The organism is Jiangella alkaliphila, from assembly GCF_900105925.1.
Lineage (GTDB): Bacteria > Actinomycetota > Actinomycetes > Jiangellales > Jiangellaceae > Jiangella > Jiangella alkaliphila.
Window position 1 is genome coordinate 7186123 of the sequence record NZ_LT629791.1, and the last position, 19750, is coordinate 7205872.

The 19750-nt window shown below is 71.8% G+C and carries 22 protein-coding genes and 1 pseudogene; 10 read left to right on the forward strand and 13 right to left on the reverse strand.

Annotation, left to right across the window (positions count from 1 at the left end; genetic code table 11):
* The first annotated feature begins 21 nt into the window (after positions 1–21).
* Both BLV05_RS36325 and BLV05_RS33115 read left to right on the forward strand, forming a co-directional pair.
* Positions 22–798, forward strand: a complete 777-nt coding sequence (locus BLV05_RS36325) for a helix-turn-helix domain-containing protein (RefSeq protein ID WP_172860742.1) — start codon at positions 22–24, stop codon at positions 796–798.
* 35 nt (positions 799–833) lie between these two features.
* A complete protein-coding gene (locus BLV05_RS33115; RefSeq protein WP_046772214.1) occupies positions 834–1541 on the forward strand; it encodes a VOC family protein in 708 nt (235 codons plus the stop codon).
* Between the two features lie 9 nt (positions 1542–1550).
* Here the strand turns inward: BLV05_RS33115 and BLV05_RS33120 are convergent, their stop codons facing one another.
* Complete coding sequence (locus BLV05_RS33120; protein ID WP_046772215.1) at positions 1551–3677, reverse strand: MMPL family transporter; 2127 nt, start codon at positions 3675–3677, stop codon at positions 1551–1553.
* 136 nt (positions 3678–3813) lie between these two features.
* On the opposite strand from BLV05_RS33120, the gene BLV05_RS33125 reads away from it, so the two are divergent.
* The gene (locus tag BLV05_RS33125) at positions 3814–4713 is read left to right on the forward strand and encodes a sigma-70 family RNA polymerase sigma factor (RefSeq protein WP_046772216.1); all 900 of its coding nucleotides are present in this window, start codon (positions 3814–3816) and stop codon (positions 4711–4713) included.
* 80 nt (positions 4714–4793) lie between these two features.
* On the forward strand, positions 4794–5495 hold the full coding sequence (locus tag BLV05_RS33130; RefSeq protein WP_052763078.1) for an alpha/beta fold hydrolase: 702 nt from the start codon (positions 4794–4796) through the stop codon (positions 5493–5495).
* Positions 5496–5802: 307 nt separating this feature from the next.
* On the opposite strand, the gene BLV05_RS33135 is transcribed toward BLV05_RS33130, so the two are convergent.
* Positions 5803–7113 (reverse strand): sensor histidine kinase, encoded by a 1311-nt coding sequence (locus tag BLV05_RS33135; protein WP_063932642.1) that lies wholly within the window; start codon positions 7111–7113, stop codon positions 5803–5805.
* Positions 7110–7769, reverse strand: a complete 660-nt coding sequence (locus BLV05_RS33140) for a response regulator transcription factor (RefSeq protein WP_172860746.1) — start codon at positions 7767–7769, stop codon at positions 7110–7112. Before BLV05_RS33140 ends, BLV05_RS33135 begins: the two co-directional genes overlap by 4 nt.
* A 136-nt stretch (positions 7770–7905) precedes the next feature.
* Between BLV05_RS33140 and BLV05_RS33145 the strand changes: the two genes are divergently transcribed.
* The 4 genes from BLV05_RS33145 to BLV05_RS33160 are packed head-to-tail and all read left to right on the forward strand — an operon-like array spanning position 7906 to position 11430.
* Positions 7906–8475, forward strand: a complete 570-nt coding sequence (locus BLV05_RS33145; protein WP_152691069.1) for a hypothetical protein — start codon at positions 7906–7908, stop codon at positions 8473–8475.
* The gene (locus tag BLV05_RS33150) at positions 8472–9557 is read left to right on the forward strand and encodes a peptidoglycan-binding protein (RefSeq protein ID WP_052763080.1); all 1086 of its coding nucleotides are present in this window, start codon (positions 8472–8474) and stop codon (positions 9555–9557) included. The genes BLV05_RS33145 and BLV05_RS33150 overlap by 4 nt, the downstream gene beginning before the upstream one ends.
* On the forward strand, positions 9554–10225 hold the full coding sequence (locus BLV05_RS33155; RefSeq protein ID WP_046772217.1) for an ABC transporter ATP-binding protein: 672 nt from the start codon (positions 9554–9556) through the stop codon (positions 10223–10225). Before BLV05_RS33150 ends, BLV05_RS33155 begins: the two co-directional genes overlap by 4 nt.
* Complete coding sequence (locus tag BLV05_RS33160) at positions 10222–11430, forward strand: ABC transporter permease (protein WP_046772218.1); 1209 nt, start codon at positions 10222–10224, stop codon at positions 11428–11430. The genes BLV05_RS33155 and BLV05_RS33160 overlap by 4 nt, the downstream gene beginning before the upstream one ends.
* A 128-nt stretch (positions 11431–11558) precedes the next feature.
* Here BLV05_RS33160 and BLV05_RS33165 read toward each other — a convergent pair whose 3' ends face one another.
* The 9 genes and pseudogenes from BLV05_RS33165 to BLV05_RS33205 all read right to left on the reverse strand — a co-directional run bounded on the left by BLV05_RS33165 (position 11559) and on the right by BLV05_RS33205 (position 17413).
* On the reverse strand, positions 11559–12269 hold the full coding sequence (locus tag BLV05_RS33165) for a 2OG-Fe(II) oxygenase (RefSeq protein ID WP_046772219.1): 711 nt from the start codon (positions 12267–12269) through the stop codon (positions 11559–11561).
* Complete coding sequence (locus tag BLV05_RS33170; RefSeq protein WP_082155762.1) at positions 12266–12880, reverse strand: methylated-DNA--[protein]-cysteine S-methyltransferase; 615 nt, start codon at positions 12878–12880, stop codon at positions 12266–12268. Before BLV05_RS33170 ends, BLV05_RS33165 begins: the two co-directional genes overlap by 4 nt.
* Positions 12877–13341: an RNA polymerase sigma factor gene (locus BLV05_RS33175; protein WP_046772220.1), complete on the reverse strand. Its 465-nt coding sequence runs from the start codon at positions 13339–13341 to the stop codon at positions 12877–12879. The genes BLV05_RS33170 and BLV05_RS33175 overlap by 4 nt, the downstream gene beginning before the upstream one ends.
* An 18-nt stretch (positions 13342–13359) precedes the next feature.
* Positions 13360–13872 carry a methylated-DNA--[protein]-cysteine S-methyltransferase gene (locus BLV05_RS38330; protein WP_046772221.1) on the reverse strand — a complete coding sequence of 171 codons (513 nt, stop codon included), beginning with the start codon at positions 13870–13872 and terminating at the stop codon, positions 13360–13362.
* Positions 13869–14030, reverse strand: a pseudogene (locus BLV05_RS38925) (hypothetical protein); the annotation flags it as partial. The gene BLV05_RS38330 and the pseudogene BLV05_RS38925, both read right to left, overlap by 4 nt.
* A gap of 61 nt (positions 14031–14091) precedes the next feature.
* Positions 14092–15375, reverse strand: a complete 1284-nt coding sequence (locus tag BLV05_RS33190; protein WP_046772222.1) for a type II toxin-antitoxin system HipA family toxin — start codon at positions 15373–15375, stop codon at positions 14092–14094.
* The gene (locus BLV05_RS33195) at positions 15372–15596 is read right to left on the reverse strand and encodes a helix-turn-helix domain-containing protein (RefSeq protein WP_046772259.1); all 225 of its coding nucleotides are present in this window, start codon (positions 15594–15596) and stop codon (positions 15372–15374) included. Before BLV05_RS33195 ends, BLV05_RS33190 begins: the two co-directional genes overlap by 4 nt.
* A 78-nt stretch (positions 15597–15674) precedes the next feature.
* Positions 15675–16277 (reverse strand): response regulator transcription factor, encoded by a 603-nt coding sequence (locus BLV05_RS33200; protein WP_046772223.1) that lies wholly within the window; start codon positions 16275–16277, stop codon positions 15675–15677.
* Entirely contained in the window at positions 16274–17413 is a 1140-nt protein-coding gene (locus tag BLV05_RS33205; RefSeq protein WP_046772224.1) for a sensor histidine kinase, read from the reverse strand. The genes BLV05_RS33200 and BLV05_RS33205 overlap by 4 nt, the downstream gene beginning before the upstream one ends.
* 134 nt (positions 17414–17547) lie before the next feature.
* On the opposite strand from BLV05_RS33205, the gene BLV05_RS33210 reads away from it, so the two are divergent.
* Both BLV05_RS33210 and BLV05_RS33215 read left to right on the forward strand, forming a co-directional pair.
* On the forward strand, positions 17548–18429 hold the full coding sequence (locus tag BLV05_RS33210; RefSeq protein WP_046772225.1) for an ABC transporter ATP-binding protein: 882 nt from the start codon (positions 17548–17550) through the stop codon (positions 18427–18429).
* A gap of 38 nt (positions 18430–18467) precedes the next feature.
* Positions 18468–19187, forward strand: a complete 720-nt coding sequence (locus BLV05_RS33215) for an ABC transporter permease (protein WP_046772226.1) — start codon at positions 18468–18470, stop codon at positions 19185–19187.
* Between the two features lie 253 nt (positions 19188–19440).
* Here BLV05_RS33215 and BLV05_RS33220 read toward each other — a convergent pair whose 3' ends face one another.
* Positions 19441–19716, reverse strand: coding sequence for a helix-turn-helix domain-containing protein (locus BLV05_RS33220; RefSeq protein WP_197683454.1), 276 nt, complete (start codon positions 19714–19716; stop codon positions 19441–19443).
* Positions 19717–19750 lie beyond the last annotated feature (34 nt).

Sequence of the window (19750 nt, forward strand, 5' to 3'; positions counted from 1 at the left end):
CTGGCAGACAGTGGAGGTGTCGTGGATGCTGGGGTGGACGAAAGCGGACACATGACAGACGACGCCGACCTGACGGAGGTTTACTCCTACGCCGCCATGCAAGCTGTGAATGAAGTCGGCACGCTGTTCTTCGCCAAAGATCACCATCGCCGATTCATCATGTGCAGCGACGCATTCGTGCGGCTGATGGGCTATGCGAGTGCCGATCAGATCATCGGCCTGCGCGACGAGGACATCTCGCCGGAATATCTCGTCGATCATTATCGGGGTTACGACGAGAAGGTGCTGCGGCGCGGCGAGCACGTGATCGATCTGGTCGAATTGGTGCGTAACGTCGACGGCTCGTACGACTGGTTCGTCACGACCAAATGGCCGATCTTCGCCGGGCCGCGCATCGTCGGCCTGGGCGGCATCACCCGGTCGCTGACGCCACGGCACCCCGCCGCTCACGAGGAGTTCCCGCTCGCCGCGGCGGTGGAGCTGATCGCCCGCGACTACGGCCGGCAGCTGACCGTCACCGAGCTGGCCGACGCCGTCTCCATGTCGCCGAGCTACTTCACCCGCAGGTTCAAGAGCCACTTCGGCACGACGCCGCATCGCTACCTGCGGCAGGTGCGGCTCATGGCCGCGGCCGACCTGCTGTCGACCACGGACATGCCGCTGACGAAGATCGCCCGGGCGACCGGCCACTACGACCAGAGCCACATGTCCAACGAGTTCGCCCGCGAGCGCGGGCTGACGCCGTCCAGCTACCGCCGCCTCTACCAGGGCAGCGCCCGCCGTCCGGCGTCCGGCTAGCCGATTGGCCTGAGTCAGGACTACGGTCGCCGTCCATGGACATGCTGAGGGGCGAACAGATCGCCGCGGCCGACCTGACCGATTGGCGCAAGCTGGCCCAGGGACTGCATGCCCGCTACGTGGTGGACGACTTCGGCACCGGCGCACGATTCGTCGTCGCGGTGGGCGAGGCGGGCGACGCGATCGGACACCACCCGAGCGTGTCGATCGGCAACGGGTACGTCGACCTCAAGCTGATCAGCGACGACGCCATCTACCGCGACGCCGAGGGCACCGAGCACGTCGTCGAATGGGTCACCCAGCAGGACGTCGACCTCGCGCGACGGATCACCGAGATCGCCGCCGACCACAAGATCGACACAGACCCCGCCTCGGTCAGCGTCATCGAGCTCGGCCTCGACACGGCGCAGTCCGCGACCATCGCCCCGATGTGGGCTGCCCTGCTGACCGGGAGCGCCGAGGCCCAGGGCCACGGGTCCCCCAGCGACGAAATCCGGGACGCCACGGGACGGGTACCGAACCTGTGGTTCGGCGACGCCGACACACACGAGACCCCGCGCCAGCGGTTCCACATCGAGGTCTATGTGGCGCCCGAAGTGGCCGCGCAAAGGATCGCCGCCGCCCTCGCCGCGGGTGGGACCGTCGTCGATGACAGCAACGCACCCTCGCTCACCGTGATCGCCGACCAGGACGGCAACGAGGGAATCGTGTGCGTCGACGTGTCCGCCGCGAGGACGGATTGAACCGTCGACTCAGGACCGCTCGAGCTCCACCTTCGGCAGCAGCCGGGCCAGCGGCGCCGGCAGCCACCAGGCGCGGCGGCCGAGCAGCTGCATCGCCGCCGGCACGACCATGCATCGGATGATGACCGCGTCGACGAAGATCGCCACCGCGAAGGCGAAGCCCGCCTGTTGCAACAACCGTTGCGGGCTGAGCACGAAGGCGGCGAAGATCACGATCATGATCGAGGCGGCCGCCGTGATCACCCCGCCGGTGTGGGCCAGGCCCTCCCGTATGGCACGCGACGGGTCCTTCTCCCCCGCGCGCACCCATTCCTCGTGCATCCGGGAGATCAGGAAGATCTCGTAGTCCATCGAGAGGCCGAAGACGATGGCGAAGATCATCACCGGCACGTACGCCTCGATCGGCCCGCCCTCGAAGCCGAGCGCGCCGTCCTGGAAGACCAGCTTCATCGCGCCGAGCGCGGCCCCGATACTGAGCAGGTTCAGGAACGCGGCCTTCAGCGGAATGAGGACCGATCGGAACACCGCCATCAGCAGGACGATCGCGAGCCCCACGACGATGAGGATGAACAGCGGCATCCGGTCGGCGAGCTTGCCCGCGTAGTCCTCGGACGCGGCCGTGGCCCCGCCGACCAGGTACTCCGCGCCGTTGTCCGCCGTCAGGCCCGGCAGCACGTCGTCGCGGAGCGTGCCGACCAGCTCCGTCGTCTCTTCGTCCTGCGGTGAGGTGGTGGGGTAGACGAGGACGGTCGCGGCCTCGCCGTCCGGCGTGGGTATCGGGTCCGCGGTGGCCGCGACCCCCTCGGTCTGGGCCAGCGCCTGCGCAGCCGCGGCGGCGGCGTCGTCGGCGCTGCCGTCGCCGCCGTCGGTCACGACCAGCAGCGGCCCGTTGAACCCGGGGCCGAAGCCGTCCGAGAGCAGATCGTAGGCCTGCCGGCTGGTGGAGTCGCTCGGGTCGTTGCCCGCGTCGTTGAAGCCGAGTCGGATGCTCAGCGCCGGGAAGGCGAGGGCTCCGAGGAGCACCGCCGCCAGCACCAGGGCAGCGAGCGGGCGTTTCTGTACCGCCGACGCGAGCTTGCGCCAGCGCTCGCCGTCTTCGTTCTTACCCTTGGCCTTGCGCTTCTCAGCCCGCGCGCGGAACTGGCGGGCGAAGCGGTTGCCGAAGATGCCGAGCAGCGCGGGCAGCAGCGTCAGCGAGGCGAGCATCGTCATCAGCACCGTCAACGCCACGGACAGCGCCATGCCCTGGATCGAGCCGAGGCCGAGGGCGGTGAGGCCGAGCAGCGCCAGGATGACGGTGCAGCCGGCGAAGAACACCGAGCGGCCCGCGGCGTCCATGGCCGTGACGGTGGCCCGTTCCGGTTCGACGCCGCGCACCAACTCGGCCCGGTAGCGGGCGAAGATCAGCAACGCGTAGTCGATGCCGACGCCGAGGCCGACGAGGAACATGATCGGCGGCGTCCAGGACGCGATGGTGAAGATGTGCGAGGCCAGGACGATGATGCCGACCGTCGAGCCAACCGCGAAGAGGGCGATCGTGATGGGCAGCCCGGCGGCGATGAACGTGCCGAACATCAGCACCAGGATCACCATCGCGGCCACCAGGCCGGCCATCTCGCCGACGCCGGTCTCGGCCTCGGCCAGCAGCCGGGCCGCGTCGCCGCCCAGCTCGGCCTGCAGCCCGTCGCCCTCGGCCGCCTGGACGGTATCGAGGATGCGCTCGGTGTCGGCCGTCGGCATGTCGTCGGACGCTGTGTCGAGCATGACGGTGGCATAGCCGATCGTGCCGTCCGCGGAGATCGCCGCCTCGTCGTCGTACAGGCTGACGACGCCGTCCACCCGCGACAGGCCGGCAACCTCGGCGAGCATCGCCGTCACCCGCTGCTCGACGCCCGGCGCCTGCAGGCCGCTCTCGTCGTGCAGGACGATCTGCAGCGTGTCGCCGGCCCGCCCGGCGCCGTGCTCGGCTAGCAGGTCGGCCGCCGCCTGCGACTCGGTGCCGGGCATCGAGACGTCGTTGCGGTAGTCGTCGCCGGCGACCGACGCGGCGACCCAGACGCCGGCCAGAACCGCCACCCAGAGGACGAGCGCCAGCCAGCGGCGGCGGTGGGCGAACCCGGCGATGCGCACGAACACCCCCGGCCGCCCGGGAGGTTGCGTGGCTTCTTCTTCGCGGTTCAGCTGTGGCGTCGTCACGGGGTGATGACGACGCAGCCGAGCGAGGTGTGACATGCGCGTGTCACAGTGGGCTCGGCTACGTCGTCAAACGGGCATGGGAGTGACGGACCGCGACGCGCGCGACACCGAGGAGCTGCTGGCACGGTCGTTCGAGGCCAACCGCCCGCGGCTGCTGCGGGTCGCCTACACGATGACCGGGTCGCTGGCCGACGCCGAGGACTGCGTCCAGGAGGCGTGGCTGCGGCTGCGCGGGCTGGCCGACCCCGGCACCGTCCGCGACCTCGCCGCCTGGCTGACCACCACCGTCAGCCGGCTGGCGCTCGACGCCCTGGGCAGCGCGCGGGCGCGCCGGGAGCAGTACGTCGGGACGTGGCTGCCCGAGCCACTGGTCGAGACCCGCGAGCAGGACCCCGCCGACCGCGTCACGCTGGACGAGTCGGTGAGCATGGCGCTGCTGGTCGTCCTCGAGCAGCTCTCCCCCGCCGAGCGCACCGCGTTCGTGCTGCACGACGTGTTCAGCATGCCGTTCCCGGAGGTCGCCGAGGTGGTCGGCCGCTCGCCTGCGGCGGTGCGCCAGCTCGCCTCACGGGCCCGGCGCCACGTCGAGGGCGCGCAGCCGCGCACCCCGGCCACCGACGCCGAGCAGCGCGAGCTGGCCGACGCCTTCATGGCCGCCTGCCGCGGCGGCGACCTGCCCGGGCTGATCGCGCTGCTCGACCCGGACGTCGTGCTGCGCAGCGACGGCGGCGGCAAGGTCTCGACCCTGCCGCGCATCGTGCGCGGCGCGCACCGGGTGGCGTCGGCGCTGCTCCACTACGCCACGTCGCGGCTGGACCCACGTCCGGCCGACGTCAACGGCGCCCCCGGCTTCACCGTCCGCCACGACGACGGCGTGCTGACGGTCATGGCCTTCACCGTCGACGCCGGGCGGATCACCGCGATCGACGGCGTGCGCAACCCCGACAAGCTCACCCGGGTGCCCGGCCTGGACTGACCGCCGGGTCCGCTCGGGACGAGGAGCGACCCGGGTCGCAGGCGTGCCCGAGCCAGGCGCAACGGCTGTAAGATCAATCCATGTCGGCCACGCTCTTCGACGTCGGCGATTACAGACTGGCTGCGGAGATCACGGGCGACGGCCCATCGACCGTGGTCTTCAGCTCAGGGTTGGGGGACGCTGGCGAAGCGTGGGCGGCCACCATCGCCGCGCTCAGCACGCGGGCGCGAGTGCTGACGTATGCCCGCGCCGGCGTCAGTGAGAGCGATGCACTGCCGGCTCCGGCGCCCCGCTCGTACGGGGATGCCGCCGATGAGCTGCGCCGGTTGCTGGCGACGGTCGGGCTCAAAGAGCCGGTCGTCTTGGTCGGTCACTCGATCGGAGCGATCATCGCTTTGGTGTTCACGGCCACCTGGCCGGACACGGTGGCTGGCTTGGTGCTCGTCGATCCCTCCGACGTCCAGTTGCCGCTGGACCTCGAACCACCGAAGCTCGTGATGCACGACGGCGACCGCGAGGATCGCGCCTCGTTCGACATGCGGCGTGGAGCCGCGGAAGCGGTGGCCAGCCGACAGCATCTGGGCATTCCAAACGTGGTCATCACCAGCCGAGTCGGCCGGTGGCTGGAGGTCGCCACGCCGGAGTTCTGGCAGCCGTTCAGTCTGGAGGATCTCGACGAACGGTGGCAGCGCCACCATCGCGAACTCGCCACCAGCCTGGGTGGCTCACGGCCGGCGAGCATCCAGGATCGGTGGTGTTGGGGCGCAACGGATCCTGGATGATCATAGACGTCCAACATCGGATCGTCGCCAACACAGAGCCCTACCTCTCCTCCGCGCAATCGAGTACCGATATCCCGCAGCACCGAATGCCGTTGATACGCATACCGGCCCGCGCCGCAGCCCGCTGGTCAGCCCCATTCCCATCTGTGTCGAACCCGGCCCGAGGGGAGGGCCGGCGCAGCCGCCAGACCTGCGGCGTTCGCCGGAGCGTCTCCAGTGAACGAAGGCCCTGTGGGCAGCGGTGATCATCAACGATCGCCGACCCCACCCGGCAAGACTGCGTGCGACCCGCTCTGACAGCACACCGTCAGCGGCGCCTTCTACTGCGACGGCCGTCGCCGGCGCTTTGCGGGGGCGGATCTGATGCGGGTGGTGTGAGCCGCGCGGACGCGGTGGGTTCCCCGCCCGCCGGGTCCGCTCGGCGCAACGGCAGCAGCACCGTCACCACCAGGCCGCCGCCGGGACGGGCGTGGGCGGAGGCGTCGCCGCCGTGTGCCCGCGCCACCGCGCGGACGATGGACAGGCCGAGGCCGAAGCCGCGCTCCGGCGCCGCCCGCTGGTCGCCGAGGCGGCGGAACGGCTGGAACAGCGACTCGACCTCGTACGGCGGCACCGGGCCGCCGGTATTCTCGACCGTGAGCAGCGCCGAGCCGTCCGCCGTCGCCGTCGAGACCGCCAGCCAGCCGCCCTGCCGGTTGTGCCGCACGGCGTTCTCCACCAGGTTCTGGACCATCCGTTCCAGCAGGACGGGGTCGCCCGACGCCGGGGCCGGGCGCAGGCCGGCCGGCCGGATCGTGACGCCGGCCGCGGCCGCCGACGTGGCGGCCTGCTCGGCGACGTGTGCGGCCACGGCCGCAAGGTCCACCGGCGACCGTTCGGCGAGGGCGTTCTCGCTGTCGGCGAGCGTCAGCAGCCCGTCGATCAGCTGCTCGTGCCGCTGGTTGACGGCCAGCAGCGACTCGCCGAGCCGCCGGGTGTCGGCGGGCGCGTCGGGCCTGGTCATCGCCACCTCGACCAGGGCCCGGTTGAGCGCCAGCGGCGTGCGCAGCTCGTGCGAGGCGTTCGCGACGAACCGCCGCTGCCCGTCGAAGGAGCGGTCCAGCTGCTCGAGCATCTGGTCGAAGGTGTCGGCGAGCCGTTTGACGTCGTCGTCGGGACCGGTCAGCGCGATGCGCTCGTGCAGGCCGCGCCCGCCGCCGCCCGCCCGGGCGATCCGGCGCGCCGTCTGGGTGATGACGTGCAGCGGCCGCAGCGCGCGCCCGGCCACCAGCCAGCCGGCCGCACCCGCGACGACGCCGACCCCGAGCAGCGCCAGCCCGCCCCACGTCAGCAGCGACGTCAGCGCCGCGTCCTGGAGCGCCTGCTGCTCCGCCTCGACCTGCGCGACGACGTCGCCGACGCTGACCTCGCTGCCGTCGGGCATCGTCATCGTCTCGTCCTCGCCGGCGGCCGCGGCGCGCAGCTCGGCGATCTCCGACGCGCCCCGGTCCGGCTCGGTGATCGACTCCAGGCTCTGCCGCACCAGCAGGTACGTCACGCCCAGCACGACGGCGCCGGCCAGGACGAACAGCCCGCCGTAGAGGACGGTCAGCCGCAGTCGCAGCCCCCAGCGCGTCACGGGAGCCGGTATCCCGCGCCGGCCACCGTCTCGACGATCGGCGGGTCGCCCAGCTTGCGGCGCAGCTTCATCATCGTGACCCGGACGACGTTGGTGAACGGGTCGACGTGCTCGTCCCACGCCTTCTCCAGCAGCCGCTCGGCGCTGACGACCGCGCCGTCGGCCCGCATCAACTCGGTGAGCACGGCGAACTCCTTGTTGGCCAGCGCGACGGGCCGGCCGTCGCGGTGCACCTCGCGCCGCGACGGGTCCAGCCGGATGCCGGAGCGTTCCAGCACCGGCGGCGCCGCCGGCCGGGCTCGGCGCATCAGCGCGTGCACCCGCGCGGACAGCTCGGCGAACGCGAACGGCTTGGTGAGGTAGTCGTCGGCGCCCAGGCCGAGCCCGCCGACGCGGTCGCGGACGCCCGCCGCCGCCGTCAGCATGAGGATGCGCGGCGGCGCCGCGGACGAGTCGAGGATCCACGCGCAGACGTCGTCGCCGTGGGTGCCGGGCAGGTCGCGGTCGAGCAGGACGACGTCGTACTCGTTGACGCCCAGCCGTTCCAGCGCGGCGTCGCCGTCGTAGGTCACGTCGACGGCGAACGACTCGCGCCGCAGCCACTCGGCGATGGCGTCGGCGAGGATCAGTTCGTCCTCGACCACCAGGATGCGCATGGTCCCATGGTCGCTCAGCACGCATAACCAGGCCGTAACTCGCGCGGATCCGGTTTACGGCCGCGTTATCGCCGGCTCGGTTCAGTGGAGTCACGCCCGGTCGCACGGGCCGGCGTGACTCGACGGAGGACCTTCGATGAACCGACGGATGACGATGACCGTGGCCTTCCTGCTGCTCGGCGTGGCCGGGCTGGGTGCGTGCAGCGAGGCCGGCGACAGCCCCGGCGTGGCGACGGTGGAGACCGGCGGGCCGACCGACACCGGCAGCCCCAGTGACAGCGGCGGCGACAGCGGCACGGGCTCGGGCGACGCCGGCTCCGGCTCGGGTGACGGCGAGGAGCCGGGCCCACTCGCGTTCACCCAGTGCATGCGCGACAACGGCGTCGACATGGCCGACCCCGACCCCACGACCGGCCGCCCGCAGGTGGGCGACGGCGTCGACCCGGACAGCCCGGCCTACCAGGACGCCATGGAGGCCTGCCAGGACCTGCTGCCCGACGGCGGCGCGCTCTCCGAGCCGGACCCCGCCGAGCTGGACGCGTACCAGGCCTTCGCCGACTGCATGCGCGAGAACGGGCTGCCCGACTTCCCCGACCCGCAGCCCGGCGGCGAGGGTCTCTTCGAGGGCATCGACCGCACCAGCCCGGCCTTCGGGACCGCGCTGGAGGCGTGCCAGGACGTCCTGCCGGCCGGAGGCGGGCAGTGAGGCGGCGGTACCTGGTGCCGGCCGGGGTGGTCGCCGCGATCGCCGTCGCCGGGCTGGCCGCGCGCGGCGTCGGCGGCTCCAGCGCGGACCCGCCGGCGCCGGACGGGGCGCCGCCGGCGACGGCGACCGTCGCCGTCAGCGACCTGGTCCAGACCGTCCAGGTGCCCGGCGTGCTGGGGTACGGCGCGCCGGTCGGGCTGCCGGCGAAGACCGACGGCGGCACCGTCACCTGGATCGCGCCGATCGGCTCCACCGTCGCGCAGGGGCAGCCGGTCTACGCCATCGACGGCGCGCCGGTCGTCCTCGTCCACGGCACGGTCCCGCCGTACCGGGAGCTGGAGCCGGGCGTGGAGGGGCCGGACGTGCAGCAGCTGGAGGCGGCGCTGGCGGCGCTCGGCTACACCGGCTTCACCGTCGACGACGAGTACACGTGGTCGTCGGCGGAGGCGGTCGGCGAGTGGCAGGAGGACCTCGGCACCGAGGAGACCGGCACCGTCGACGTCGACGAGATCGTCGTCGTGCCGCACGACCTGCGGATCGCCCTGCACACCCAGCCCGTGGGCGCCACGCTCGGCGGCGCCGGTAGCGAGGGTGGCGAGGGCGGCACCGCGTCGGTCGTCACCTACACCGGCACCACGCCGGTCGTGGTCGTCGGGCTGGACCCGGCGCAGCAGCACCTGGTGGCCGAGGGCGTCGCCGCGACGGTCCTGCTGCCGGACGGCACCGCAGTCGACGGCGCCGTGTCGAGCGTCAGCCCGGTCGCGACCGCCGTCGACACCGGTGACGAGGAGTCCAGTACGACCACCATCACCGTCGAGGTCGCGCTGGCCGACCCGGCTGCCGCCGGGACGCTGGACTCCGCTCCGGTGGACGTGAACCTGGTGGCGGCCGAGGTGCAGGACGTGCTCGCGGTGCCGGTCGCGGCGCTGGTGGCGCTGGCCGAGGGCGGCTACGCGGTGCAGGTCGTCCAGGACGGCACGGTCGAGTTCGTCCCGGTCGAGACCGGGATGTTCGCGAGCGGGCTGGTCGAAATCAGCGGCGATGGGATCGCCGAAGGGACCGTCGTGGGGGTGCCGTCGTGACCGCCGTCGTCGAACTGCGGAACGTGTCGAAGACGTACGCCGGCGGGGTCGCGGCGCTGAGCGACGCGTCGCTGACGATCCGCGCCGGCGACCTGGTCGGGATCGTCGGGCCGTCCGGCTCCGGGAAGTCGACCATGCTCAACGTCATCGGCACGCTGGACCGGCCGACGTCGGGGACGGTGCGGATCGCCGGCTGGCCGGTGCCCGACCTCACCGACCGGCAGCTGTCGAGACTGCGGGCGCAGACGATCGGCTTCGTGTTCCAGCAGTTCCACCTCTCGGGCGGCGTGCCCGCGGTCGACGCCGTCGCCGACGGCCTGCTCTACGCCGGTGCGCCGCTACGGCAGCGGCGGCGGCGCGCGGTGGCGGCGCTGGAGCGCGTCGGGCTCGGACACCGGCTGGACCACCGGCCGCACCAGCTCTCCGGCGGGGAGCGGCAGCGGGTCGCCATCGCGCGCGCCGTCGTCGGCGACCCGCCCCTGCTGCTGGCCGACGAGCCGACCGGCAACCTCGACTCCACCTCCGGCGCCGGGGTGATGGCACTGCTGCGCGAGCTGCACGCGGCCGGCACCACCGTCGTGATCATCACCCACGACCGGGACATCGCGGCGAGCCTGCCGCGCCGGGTCGAGGTGCGCGACGGCCGGATCGAGCGGGTGACGTCGTGAGCGCCGCGACCGAGTTGCGGCCGGCGCGGCTGCGGTTCCGCGACGTGGTGCGGGTCGGCGGCGCGGGGCTGCGGGCCCGGCCCACCCGGGTGTTCCTGTCGGCCCTGGGCATCGCGATCGGAATCGCCGCCATGATCGCCGTCGTCGGCATCTCGACCTCCAGCCGGGAGCAGCTGAACCAGCAGCTCGACGCGTTGGGCACGAACCTGCTGACGGTCGGCCCCGGCCAGGACCTGTTCGGCGACGACGCGCAACTGCCGGCCGAGTCGATCGGGATGATCGGGCAGATCGGCCCGGTCAGCGGCGTGACGGCGACCGGTCTGCTGCCCGACACGGCCGTGTACCGCAACGACCTCATGCCCAGCGGCGAGACCAACAGCATCGCCGTCCTCGCCACCGACCTGCAGCTGCTCGACACCGTCGGCGCGACCGTGGCCGGCGGCGCGTTCCTCGACGCCGCGACCGCTCAGTATCCGGCGGTCGTGCTCGGCGCCGAGACGGCCGACCGGCTCGGCGTCGGCGCGGCCGGACCGGCCCAGCTGGTGTACCTCGGCGGCCACTGGTTCACCGTCATCGGAGTGCTGGCGCCGGCGCCGCTCGCGCCCGAGCTCGACACCGCCGCGCTGGTCGGCTGGCCGGTGGCGGAGTCGCTGCTCGGGTTCGACGGGTTCCCGACCACGGTGTACACCCGGTCGGACGAGAACTCCGTCGAGGACGTGCAGGCCGTGCTGGCGGCGACCGCTAACCCCGAGGCCCCGCACGAGGTCGACGTCGCCCGCCCGTCCGACGCCCTGGTCGCGCAGCAGGCCGCCGACAGCACGCTGAACGCGCTGCTGCTCGGCCTCGGCGCGGTCGCGCTGCTGGTGGGCGGCGTCGGGGTCGCGAACACGATGGTCATCTCGGTGCTGGAGCGACGCGCCGAGATCGGGTTGCGCCGTTCCCTCGGCGCCACCCGCGGCCAGGTGCGGCTGCAGTTCGTGTGCGAGGCGCTGCTGCTCTCGGCGCTCGGCGGCTGCGGCGGCGTCCTGACCGGCATCGCCGTCACCGCCGGCTACGCGTCGGTGCAGGGCTGGCCCACCGTCGTCCCGGTCTGGGCCATGGCCGGCGGCGTCGGCGCGACGCTCGTCATCGGCGCCCTGGCCGGCCTCTACCCGGCCATCCGCGCCGCCCGCCTCGCCCCGACCGAGGCCCTGGCCACCCCCTAGGCCGCGCCTCACCCCTGTCCCCCGCCGCCTGCCGCCCCGTTGATCATGGAGAAGGTCGGGTCTCCCGGCGCTGGGAAGCCGCCTTTTTCCATGATCAACTCGGGCGGGGGCAGGGGCGGGGGGTGCGGTCAGGCGGCGTCGTGGAAGACGAGGGCGAGGGTGTGGCGTTCGCCGGAGCGGATCGCGGAGACGCCGTGGCGGACCGGCGCGGCGGACCAGCCGCGCGCTGACCGCACCGGCCGGTCGCGGGTGGTGAACACGTACCCGTGACCGTGTGGCAGCAGCGTCGCCGTGCCGCGGGACTGGGCGCGCGGGCGCTGCTCGAGCAGCAGGAACTCGCCGCCGGTGTGGTCGACGCCCGGCTCGTTGAGGTTGACGACCACCTGGAGCGGGAACACGAGGTCGCCGTAGAGGTCGCGGTGCAGCGCGTTCCAGTCCTTCTCGCGGTAGCGCAGCAGGATCGCCGTCGACTTCGTCTGGCCGGCCTCGTGGCACATCGCCAGCCACTCGTCGAGCGTGTCCGGCCACGGCGCCGGCCGTCCGAGCCGGCCCCACCATTCGCGGGCGATCGGCAGCAGCCGCGGGTACAGCGCCTGCTTGAGCCGCTCGATCGGCTCGGGATACGGCGCCCGGAAATACCGGTACTCGCCCTGGCCGAAGCGGTGCCGGCCCATGTCGATCGTGCTGCGGAACAGCGCGTCGTGCCCGTAGACAGCGCGGAGCTCGGCGGTCTCGTCGGCCGTCAGCAGCTGGGGCAGCAGCGCGCCGCCGTACTCGTCGAACTCCTGGGTAATCGCGGCCCAGTCGCCATCGTCCACCCGGTCCGCCCACGTGTTCATGCCGCCTCCAGTTCCAGTAGTGCGGTCTTGGCCGCGGGGCCGCCGATGTAGCCGCCGAGGGTGCCGTCGGCGCGCAGCACCCGGTGGCAGGGCAGGACGACCGGCAGCGGGTTGGTCGCGCACGCGGTGCCGACCGCGCGGACGGCCTTGGGGTTGCCGGCCAGCTCGGCCATCTCGCGGTAGCTGCGGGTCTGCCCGTAGCCGATCTCCGGCAGGTGCCGCTGCACCAGCTGCCGGAATCCGCGCGACAGCGACAGGTCCAGGTCGACGTCGAAGGCACGGCGGCGGCCCGCGAAGTACTCGTCCAGCTCGCGTGCGACGTCGTCCAGTCGGCGCGGGGCGCGCAGGACGCGCGGGCTCAGCTTCTGGCCGAGGCTCTCCAGCACACGGTCGTGGTCCTCGCTGGCGTACGCCACCCGGACCAGGCCCTTCGGCGTGGCCGCGAGCAGCAGCCGCCCGAGCGGCGAGTCGACGACGGTGTAGGCGACGTCGACGAGGCCGGCCCGGTCGGCGTCGTGCTCCAGCCGGCGGTGCAGCCGGCCGAGGGTGTCGGCGTCGACGGGCATCGACAGCAGGGCGGCGACGTCGTCATCGTCGTGACGGTCGGTCATGACGGCTCCTTCCTGAGGTTCTTGATGCCGTCGGCGGCCGCTCGCCGGGCCGCGTCGGCGGTGCCGCCGAGCAGCTGCGCGATCTCGGCATAGGCGAGCCCGCCCAGGTAGTGGTAGGCGACGGCCTGACGCTGCTTGGGCGGCAGCCGGCCCACCGCGGCCCAGAGATCGGGGTCGCCGGAGCCGGGGACGCCCAGTCCCGTCGGCGCCTCCGGGAGCTCGTCCACCGGCAGCGGGCGGCGCCGGGCGGCCCGCAGCACGTCGATCGCCTTGCGGTGCGCGATCGTCACCAGCCACGCCTCGACGTTCGCCGTCTCCGGCAAGTCGGGATAGGCGCGCAGCGCGGCGAGGAACGTCTCCGACCAGGCGTCGTCGGCGTCGTGCGGGCCGAGCACGACGCGGCAGACCCGCAGCACGGTGGCCCCGTGCTGCGCGACGACCCGTTCGAACGGCTGCTTCATGGACGAGGAGATCTCCGGTCAGAACAGGCGCCCGGCGCCGGCCGGCGCGGGTGCCTCGAGCTCCAGCAGGGCCCGCTTGCGCTTCAGCCCGCCGGCGTAGCCGGTCAGCGAGCCGCCGGCCCCGACCACGCGGTGACACGGGACGAAGACGCACAGCGGGTTCGCGCCCACGGCCTGCCCGACGTCCCACGCTCGCCGCGGGTCGCCGAGCGCCGCCGCGATCTCACCATAGGTGGTCGTCTCGCCGCGCGGGATGGTCGCGACGATGTTCCACACGGCCTGTTGGAACGCGTCGCCGCGGGGCGCCAGCGGCAGGTCGAACTCGTGCCGCCGGCCGGCGAGGTGGTCCAGCAACTGCCGCGCCGCCTCGTCCAGCAGCAGGTCCGCGGCCGCGGCCACCTCCGGCCCGAACGTCTCCTGCGCCGGGCGGCGGATGTGGTGCCGGAAGTACAGTCCGGTGACGGCGTCGCCCTCGGCGACGATGGTGATCGGCCCGAGGTCGGTGCCGACCACGGTGTGACGTGTGCTCATCTGCGTTCTCCCTCCAGCCTCTGCCCAGTAGACGTCCGGCAGGAGCGGAACGTGAGATCGACCCGCAGCGCTCCGGCCCGGATCGACACGGCCTCCCGCGCGAGGCCGGGGAGGGCGTCGGGTGCCCGGAAGACGTTGACGATGTCGACCGGCTCGGGGACGTCGAGATCCGCGGGTCGCGCCGGGTGTGAATTCCTACTATATCAATAGGAATTCGCCTCAGGCGACGGCCAACGGCAGCCTGCGCAGCCCGAACAAGAGCTCATCGGCGACCGCGAGAGCCGACGTCCCACGCACGCGCTCGACGGCGGCGCGGGCCGACTCGAACGCGGGATAGAGGCCCTTCCTGGTCGTATCGACGATCTCGGCGGCTTCGGCTCTGTCGACGCCGAACATGGCCCCCGCCTGCTCGAGCTTCGCCGCCGAGATGCTGCGCAAGCGATACTCGCCGCCGACACTCATGGCGCTGTCGAGGCGTGCTGAGCCGTCCCAGTACGCGGCGTAGCTCAAGAGGTCGTAGAGCGGCGCCAGCCGGACGGACCGCTGCTCCAACATCAGTGAGTAGTTCTTGGCATGAGCATCGGTGCACCCCGCGATCACGTTGAACACGAGTGCGCGATAGAACGCCGTTCCCGTCGAGCGACGATCGGCCGTCAACGGCAGCGAGCGCACGAGGCCGGCGATGTCCGCAACGCCTGGACCGCCGTCGAGATGCTGGTACTTCTTGGACGGCGGAACGCTGAGAGCTTGGCAGAGATCCTCCTGATGGAGTCGCCGCCACTGCCCGTTCACGCTTGCGCGATCGTATCGCTCACTGACCAGGACGTCCCATTCGCCGATGCGCATGAGCTCCGAGCTGGCCACGCGATTTCCCAGCAGCCGGGCGGCGTGCATTGTCATCTGCTCGACAACGTCGATCCGCCGGAAGGTCCCTGCGACCGGCTTCAGGATGTGCGTGGTGGGGGTTGCGTCTTCGGGGACACTCCACGAGCCGTCGGACAGCTTGTGGAGCGCGATCTTGGGCTGAGCCCCGGCGAGGCTGAACCGACCGCCCGCGTCGTAGTAGGGCGCACCCTCCGCGTACTCAGAGACGACACGACTCAGCATCGTCGCCACTTCGTCGTCGTCGACCCGGCGCACGCGCTTGCGCTCGAGGACCGCGTCGGAAGCCGTCTCGCCCGGGGGAACGAGCTGGATTGCGCCGGCAGCATCGATGCCGACGTGTTCGAGCAGCGCGAACGGGTTGTTGGCGGAGACCGAATAGCGGCGTGCGATCGCCCCCAGAGCCTCCTCGCTGTCTGGGAGCAACCCTTGCAGGTAGGGCAAGACCGCGCGCTTTCTGTGAACCGCCGCTGTGAGCGGCATCGAGAGCGACAGTGGCGTCGCATCGTCCGACGCGCGGTAGGCCTCGTCATACTCGAACGTCACGTTCCCGCTGGCGGACTGCGTGAGCCTTCCGGACAAGCGCCCGTCGAGATAGACGTCGAGGTGCCGTCCCGTCACCAACGCACTTCTCCCGACTGGAGGCTCCGAAACGCCATCTCGAAGCCAAGCGCTTGGAAGACGTCGAACAGCTTCGATGCTTCGACCGTGGGCTTGCCTGCCTCGAAGTCCGCCACGAAGGAGCGAGAGACACCCGCGCGAGCCGCCAGCTCGGATTGGCTCCAGCCCTGCTTCGCTCGCAGCTCGCGCACAGCGGCCGCAGCCTCTCGGACCGTCAGCATGGCCATCCTCCTGTCGCCGTACGGCGACAGTCTAGCTTGTCGCCGTACGGCGACAACATCGAGAGTCGCCGTACGGCGTCACAGCCAGTCGTGCTCTCGGGCGTATCGGGCGGCTTCGTGCCGGGTCCGGGTCTGGGTCTTCTGCATCGCGTTGGAGAGGTAGTTGCGGACGGTGCCCTCCGCGAGGTGCAGCTGGGCGGCGATGTCGGTGACCGAGTACCCCTCCCCGGTCGCGCGGAGCACGTCGGCCTCGCGGTCGGTGAGCGGGCTGTCGTCGATGAGGGCGAGGGCGGAGACGTCGGGGTCGACCCAGCGCCGGCCCTCGTGCAGGGTCGCGATGACGGACGTGATGTGCGCCGGCTCCGCGGACTTGCTGACGAAGCCCTGGACGCCCAGCTTCAGGGCCCGGCGCAGCACTCCCGGGCGAGCGTGTCGGGTCAGCATGAGGATCACCTGGTCCGGCCGGACCCGGCGGATCGCCGAGACCGCGCCGAGCCCGTCGACACCGGGCATCTCCAGGTCGATGACGAGCACGTCGGGCTGGTGCCGCAGCGTGGCGCGGACGGCTTCCTCGCCGTTCTCGGCCTCGGCGAGGACCGTGATGTCGCCCTCCAGCGGCAGCAGCGCCGCGAGGGCCTTGCGCAGCAGCACCTCGTCGTCGGCGAGCACGACGGTGGTCATGGAGCCTCCCGTGGCTCGGCAGCGGACGGGTCGGGAGCGGACGGCGGGAACGTCGCCGCGGTCAGGAACCAGCCGTCCCGTTGCTCGACGGTCAGGTCGCCGCCGTCGCCGGCCACGCGTTCCTTGAGCGTGGCGAGCCCGCTGAGCGCCGCCAGCGGGCCCTCCGGCGCGCCGTCGTTGGCGATGGAGATGCCGGACGGGGTCAGCGTGATCCGCACCTCGTGGGCCTGGGCGTGCCGCAGGATGTTGGTCGTCGTCTCGCGCAGGACCTGGCCGAGCAGCTCGTTCGCCCGCGGGTCGATGTCGCCGTCACGGGAGATCCGTACCTCGATGCCGGCGGCCTCGAACAGGTTCTTCGCGTTCTCCAGCTCCGCGCTGAGGTTGAGCCGCCGCTGGGCGTAGGCGAGCTCCTTCGTCTGGGTGATGGTGTCGCTCACCAGGGCGTGGATCTCACGCAGCTCCTGTTCGGACCGGCCGGGGTCACGGTGCACCAGCTTCTGCGCGAGGGCGACCTTGAGCTTCACGACGTGCAGCGTGTGGCCCTGGATGTCGTGCAGGTCGCTGGCGAAGCGCACCCGCTCGCGCACGACCGCCAGTTCCGCCTCGCGGTGGCGCGCCTCCTCCAGCTCCTCCACGACGTCGTAGAAGCGCTTGTTGGGGAACATCAGCCCGGTCACGATGACGGTGACGCCGGTCGGGACGATGACGTACTGGATCAGCATGGTGCGTGGGTCGTCCTGCGTCACCAGGAACCGCGACGCGCCGACGACGGCGACGTAGCCGACCAGGGCGACGGCGGCCGCGCCCCGGTGGCGGCCCAGCCGCGAGACCACCAGGGGTCCCACGACGGACAGACCGAAGATCGCCTTCCCGCTGTCGGCGACCAGCGCGCCGAAGAGCCAGACGCCGGCGGTGACGACTAGACAGGGCACGGCGACCCGGGCGAGGTCACCGGCCGTCCAGGCCACGAAGGCCACCAGGGCCGCGACGACGCCCAGGCCCAGGACCGCGGCGTCCCACCAGGTGTCGGCCTCCACCGCCACCAGCAGCACGCCCCCGACGGCGACCAGCGGGAGCACCATGACGAGGTTCAGTTGGCGCAGTCGTCCCTGCGCCGGCTCGGTGACTTCGGACATCGTCCGTCCAGTATTCGGGGCGATCTCCCGGCACGCCAGTGACGCCACGTCATACGCGCGGGCCAGGAATGTCATGGCGCGGACGTGATGCGACGCCACTACCAGGAGCGGTGCACGGCTAGTGGGATGGAGACATGTCCACCACACCAGTCATCGAGGTCGAGAACCTCAACGTCCGCTACGGCGACTTCCACGCCGTGAAGGACCTGTCCTTCCAGGTCCGGCCCGGCGAGCTCTACGCGCTGCTCGGCACCAACGGCGCCGGCAAGACGTCGTCGCTGGAGGTCATCGAGGGACACCGGGCGGCCGCGTCGGGCACCGTGCGCGTCTTCGGCCGCAGCCCGGGCGACCGCGCCGCCGTGCGTCCGCGCATGGGCATCATGCTGCAGGAGAGCGGGTTCTCCCCGGACCTGACGGTGCGCGAGTCCGTCCACCTCATCGGCACCCTGACCCGGCGCCAGGACGACGTCGACCGCGTGCTCGGCGTCTCCGGCCTCACCCACAAGGCCGGCACCACGGTGTCGCAGCTCTCCGGCGGCGAGAAGCGCCGCCTGGACTTCGCCACCGCCGTCTACGGCGGGCCCGAGCTGGTCATCCTCGACGAACCGACGACCGGCCTTGACATCCAGTCCCGCGACGCGCTCTGGGGCGCGGTGGACCGGCTGCGCGAGGAGGGCTCCACCATCGTGCTCACCACCCACTACCTGGAAGAGGCGCAGGAACGCGCCGACCGCATCGGGCTCATGCACCAGGGCCGGTTCCACCGTGAGGGCACCGTCGTCGAGCTGACGCAGACCCTGCCGTCGGTGATCAGCTTCGCCCTCCCGCCCGGCGCCCCCACGCCGCCGGTCGAGGCCACCCGCACCAACGGGGCCTTCCACGTCGAGACCTTCAACCTGCAGGACGACCTGCGCCACCTGCTGGGCTGGGCGCACGACGCCGGGGTGGACCTGCGCGAACTGCAGGCCGGCCCGACCCGCCTCGACGACGTCTTCCGCGCCATCACCAGCAGCTGAACCCCACCCGAACCTCTGCCACGAAGGGATCCATCCCCATGCTCGCGATCGCTCGCAGTGAGCTGATCCAGCTCTTCCGGAACCGGCTCGTGCTGGTCACCGGCCTCATCATCCCGGTCTTCGTCAGCGCGTTCTTCGTCTACCGGCACGAGATCTTCGCCGAGGCGGCCAGCCTCGGCTACATCGCGGCGATCGTCATGTTCACGGTCATGGCGTTCGGCCTCTACACGACGGCCGTGACGACCCTGGCCTCGCGCCGGCAGAACCTCTTCCTCAAGCGGCTGCGCTCCACCGCCGAAGGTGACGTCGGGATCCTCACCGGGCTGCTCCTGCCGGTCACCGTCATCGCGGTGGTCCAGGTGACGGCGATCCTGATCGTGCTGGGCGTGGTCGCGTCCGAACCGGCCCAGGCCGCGCTGCTGGTGGTGGCCGTCCTGGCGACGCTGGCCATGATGGTCGGCCTGGCCCTGGCCACCGCGGGACTCACCAACTCACCCGAACACGCCCAGGTGACCACGCTGCCGATCAGCCTGTCGGTGATCGCGGTCTCCAGCTGGGTGGGCATCTCCGGCACCGAGGACCTCGCCCCGCTCAAGCGGATCCTGCCCGGCGGCTCGGCCACCGAGCTGGTCGTCAACGCCTGGGACGGCGGCGTCGCTGTCGCGGACTCCCTGATCCTGCTGGTGCCCACGCTGAGCTGGGTGGTCGTCGCGGTGGCGCTGGCCAGCCGGATGTTCCGCTGGGAACCACGCCGCTGACGCGCCCGGCCGGCCGCACGATCATGACGACCGACATCCGCCCGCCGTCGGCAAGAGGTGGTCGACAAGTAGTCGACGCACGACGAAGCGGCTGGTCAGAAACTTCCTGACCAGCCGCTTCGGCCCTCTCCAGCTCGTCCCGGTTGCACCGCCGCCTGCTCCACCTATGCGGCGTCGGCGACCACGGCGACGGTACGGTCCAGCACGGGTGTGAATGTGCGGCCATCGAGCTCCACATAGGTGAAAATGCGAGTCACGAGCGCACTCGCTTCGGCAGAACCTCGTCGGCGCGAGCGCGCCCGAGGTCCGTCTCGTAGGGATCGGTGGCCGTGACAATCGCCTCCAGGATGCCAAGGGCACGTGCCACTCCGAGGAACGCTTCCAAGCTCACCCCGGGATCCCCCGTCTCGATCCGGCGCAACGTGCCGCGGGCAATGCCGGCCCGCTCCGACAGCTGGGCCGCAGTAAGACCCTGAAGCTTTCGCCACGCGACGAGTTGCGCGCCGATACCCTGCGCGGCAGCCCTCACTCGGACAGGAGTAGGTCGAGACACGGCACACCTC

Bases quoted from the DNA above. Each gene is read 5' to 3' on its own strand.
- BLV05_RS33130 (WP_052763078.1), top strand. From the start codon at position 4,794: ATGTCGGCCACGCTCTTCGACGTCGGCGATTACAGACTGGCTGCGGAG.
- BLV05_RS33115 (WP_046772214.1), top strand. From the start codon at position 834: ATGGACATGCTGAGGGGCGAACAGATCGCCGCGGCCGACCTGACCGAT.
- BLV05_RS33170 (WP_082155762.1), bottom strand. From the start codon at position 12,880: ATGACCGACCGTCACGACGATGACGACGTCGCCGCCCTGCTGTCGATG.
- BLV05_RS33125 (WP_046772216.1), top strand. From the start codon at position 3,814: ATGGGAGTGACGGACCGCGACGCGCGCGACACCGAGGAGCTGCTGGCA.
- BLV05_RS33140 (WP_172860746.1), bottom strand. From the start codon at position 7,769: ATGCGCATCCTGGTGGTCGAGGACGAACTGATCCTCGCCGACGCCATC.
- BLV05_RS33165 (WP_046772219.1), bottom strand. From the start codon at position 12,269: ATGAACACGTGGGCGGACCGGGTGGACGATGGCGACTGGGCCGCGATT.
- BLV05_RS38330 (WP_046772221.1), bottom strand. From the start codon at position 13,872: ATGAGCACACGTCACACCGTGGTCGGCACCGACCTCGGGCCGATCACC.
- BLV05_RS33145 (WP_152691069.1), top strand. From the start codon at position 7,906: ATGAACCGACGGATGACGATGACCGTGGCCTTCCTGCTGCTCGGCGTG.
- BLV05_RS33210 (WP_046772225.1), top strand. From the start codon at position 17,548: ATGTCCACCACACCAGTCATCGAGGTCGAGAACCTCAACGTCCGCTAC.
- BLV05_RS33205 (WP_046772224.1), bottom strand. From the start codon at position 17,413: ATGTCCGAAGTCACCGAGCCGGCGCAGGGACGACTGCGCCAACTGAAC.
- BLV05_RS33200 (WP_046772223.1), bottom strand. From the start codon at position 16,277: ATGACCACCGTCGTGCTCGCCGACGACGAGGTGCTGCTGCGCAAGGCC.
- BLV05_RS33175 (WP_046772220.1), bottom strand. From the start codon at position 13,341: ATGAAGCAGCCGTTCGAACGGGTCGTCGCGCAGCACGGGGCCACCGTG.
- BLV05_RS33215 (WP_046772226.1), top strand. From the start codon at position 18,468: ATGCTCGCGATCGCTCGCAGTGAGCTGATCCAGCTCTTCCGGAACCGG.
- BLV05_RS33195 (WP_046772259.1), bottom strand. From the start codon at position 15,596: ATGCTGACGGTCCGAGAGGCTGCGGCCGCTGTGCGCGAGCTGCGAGCG.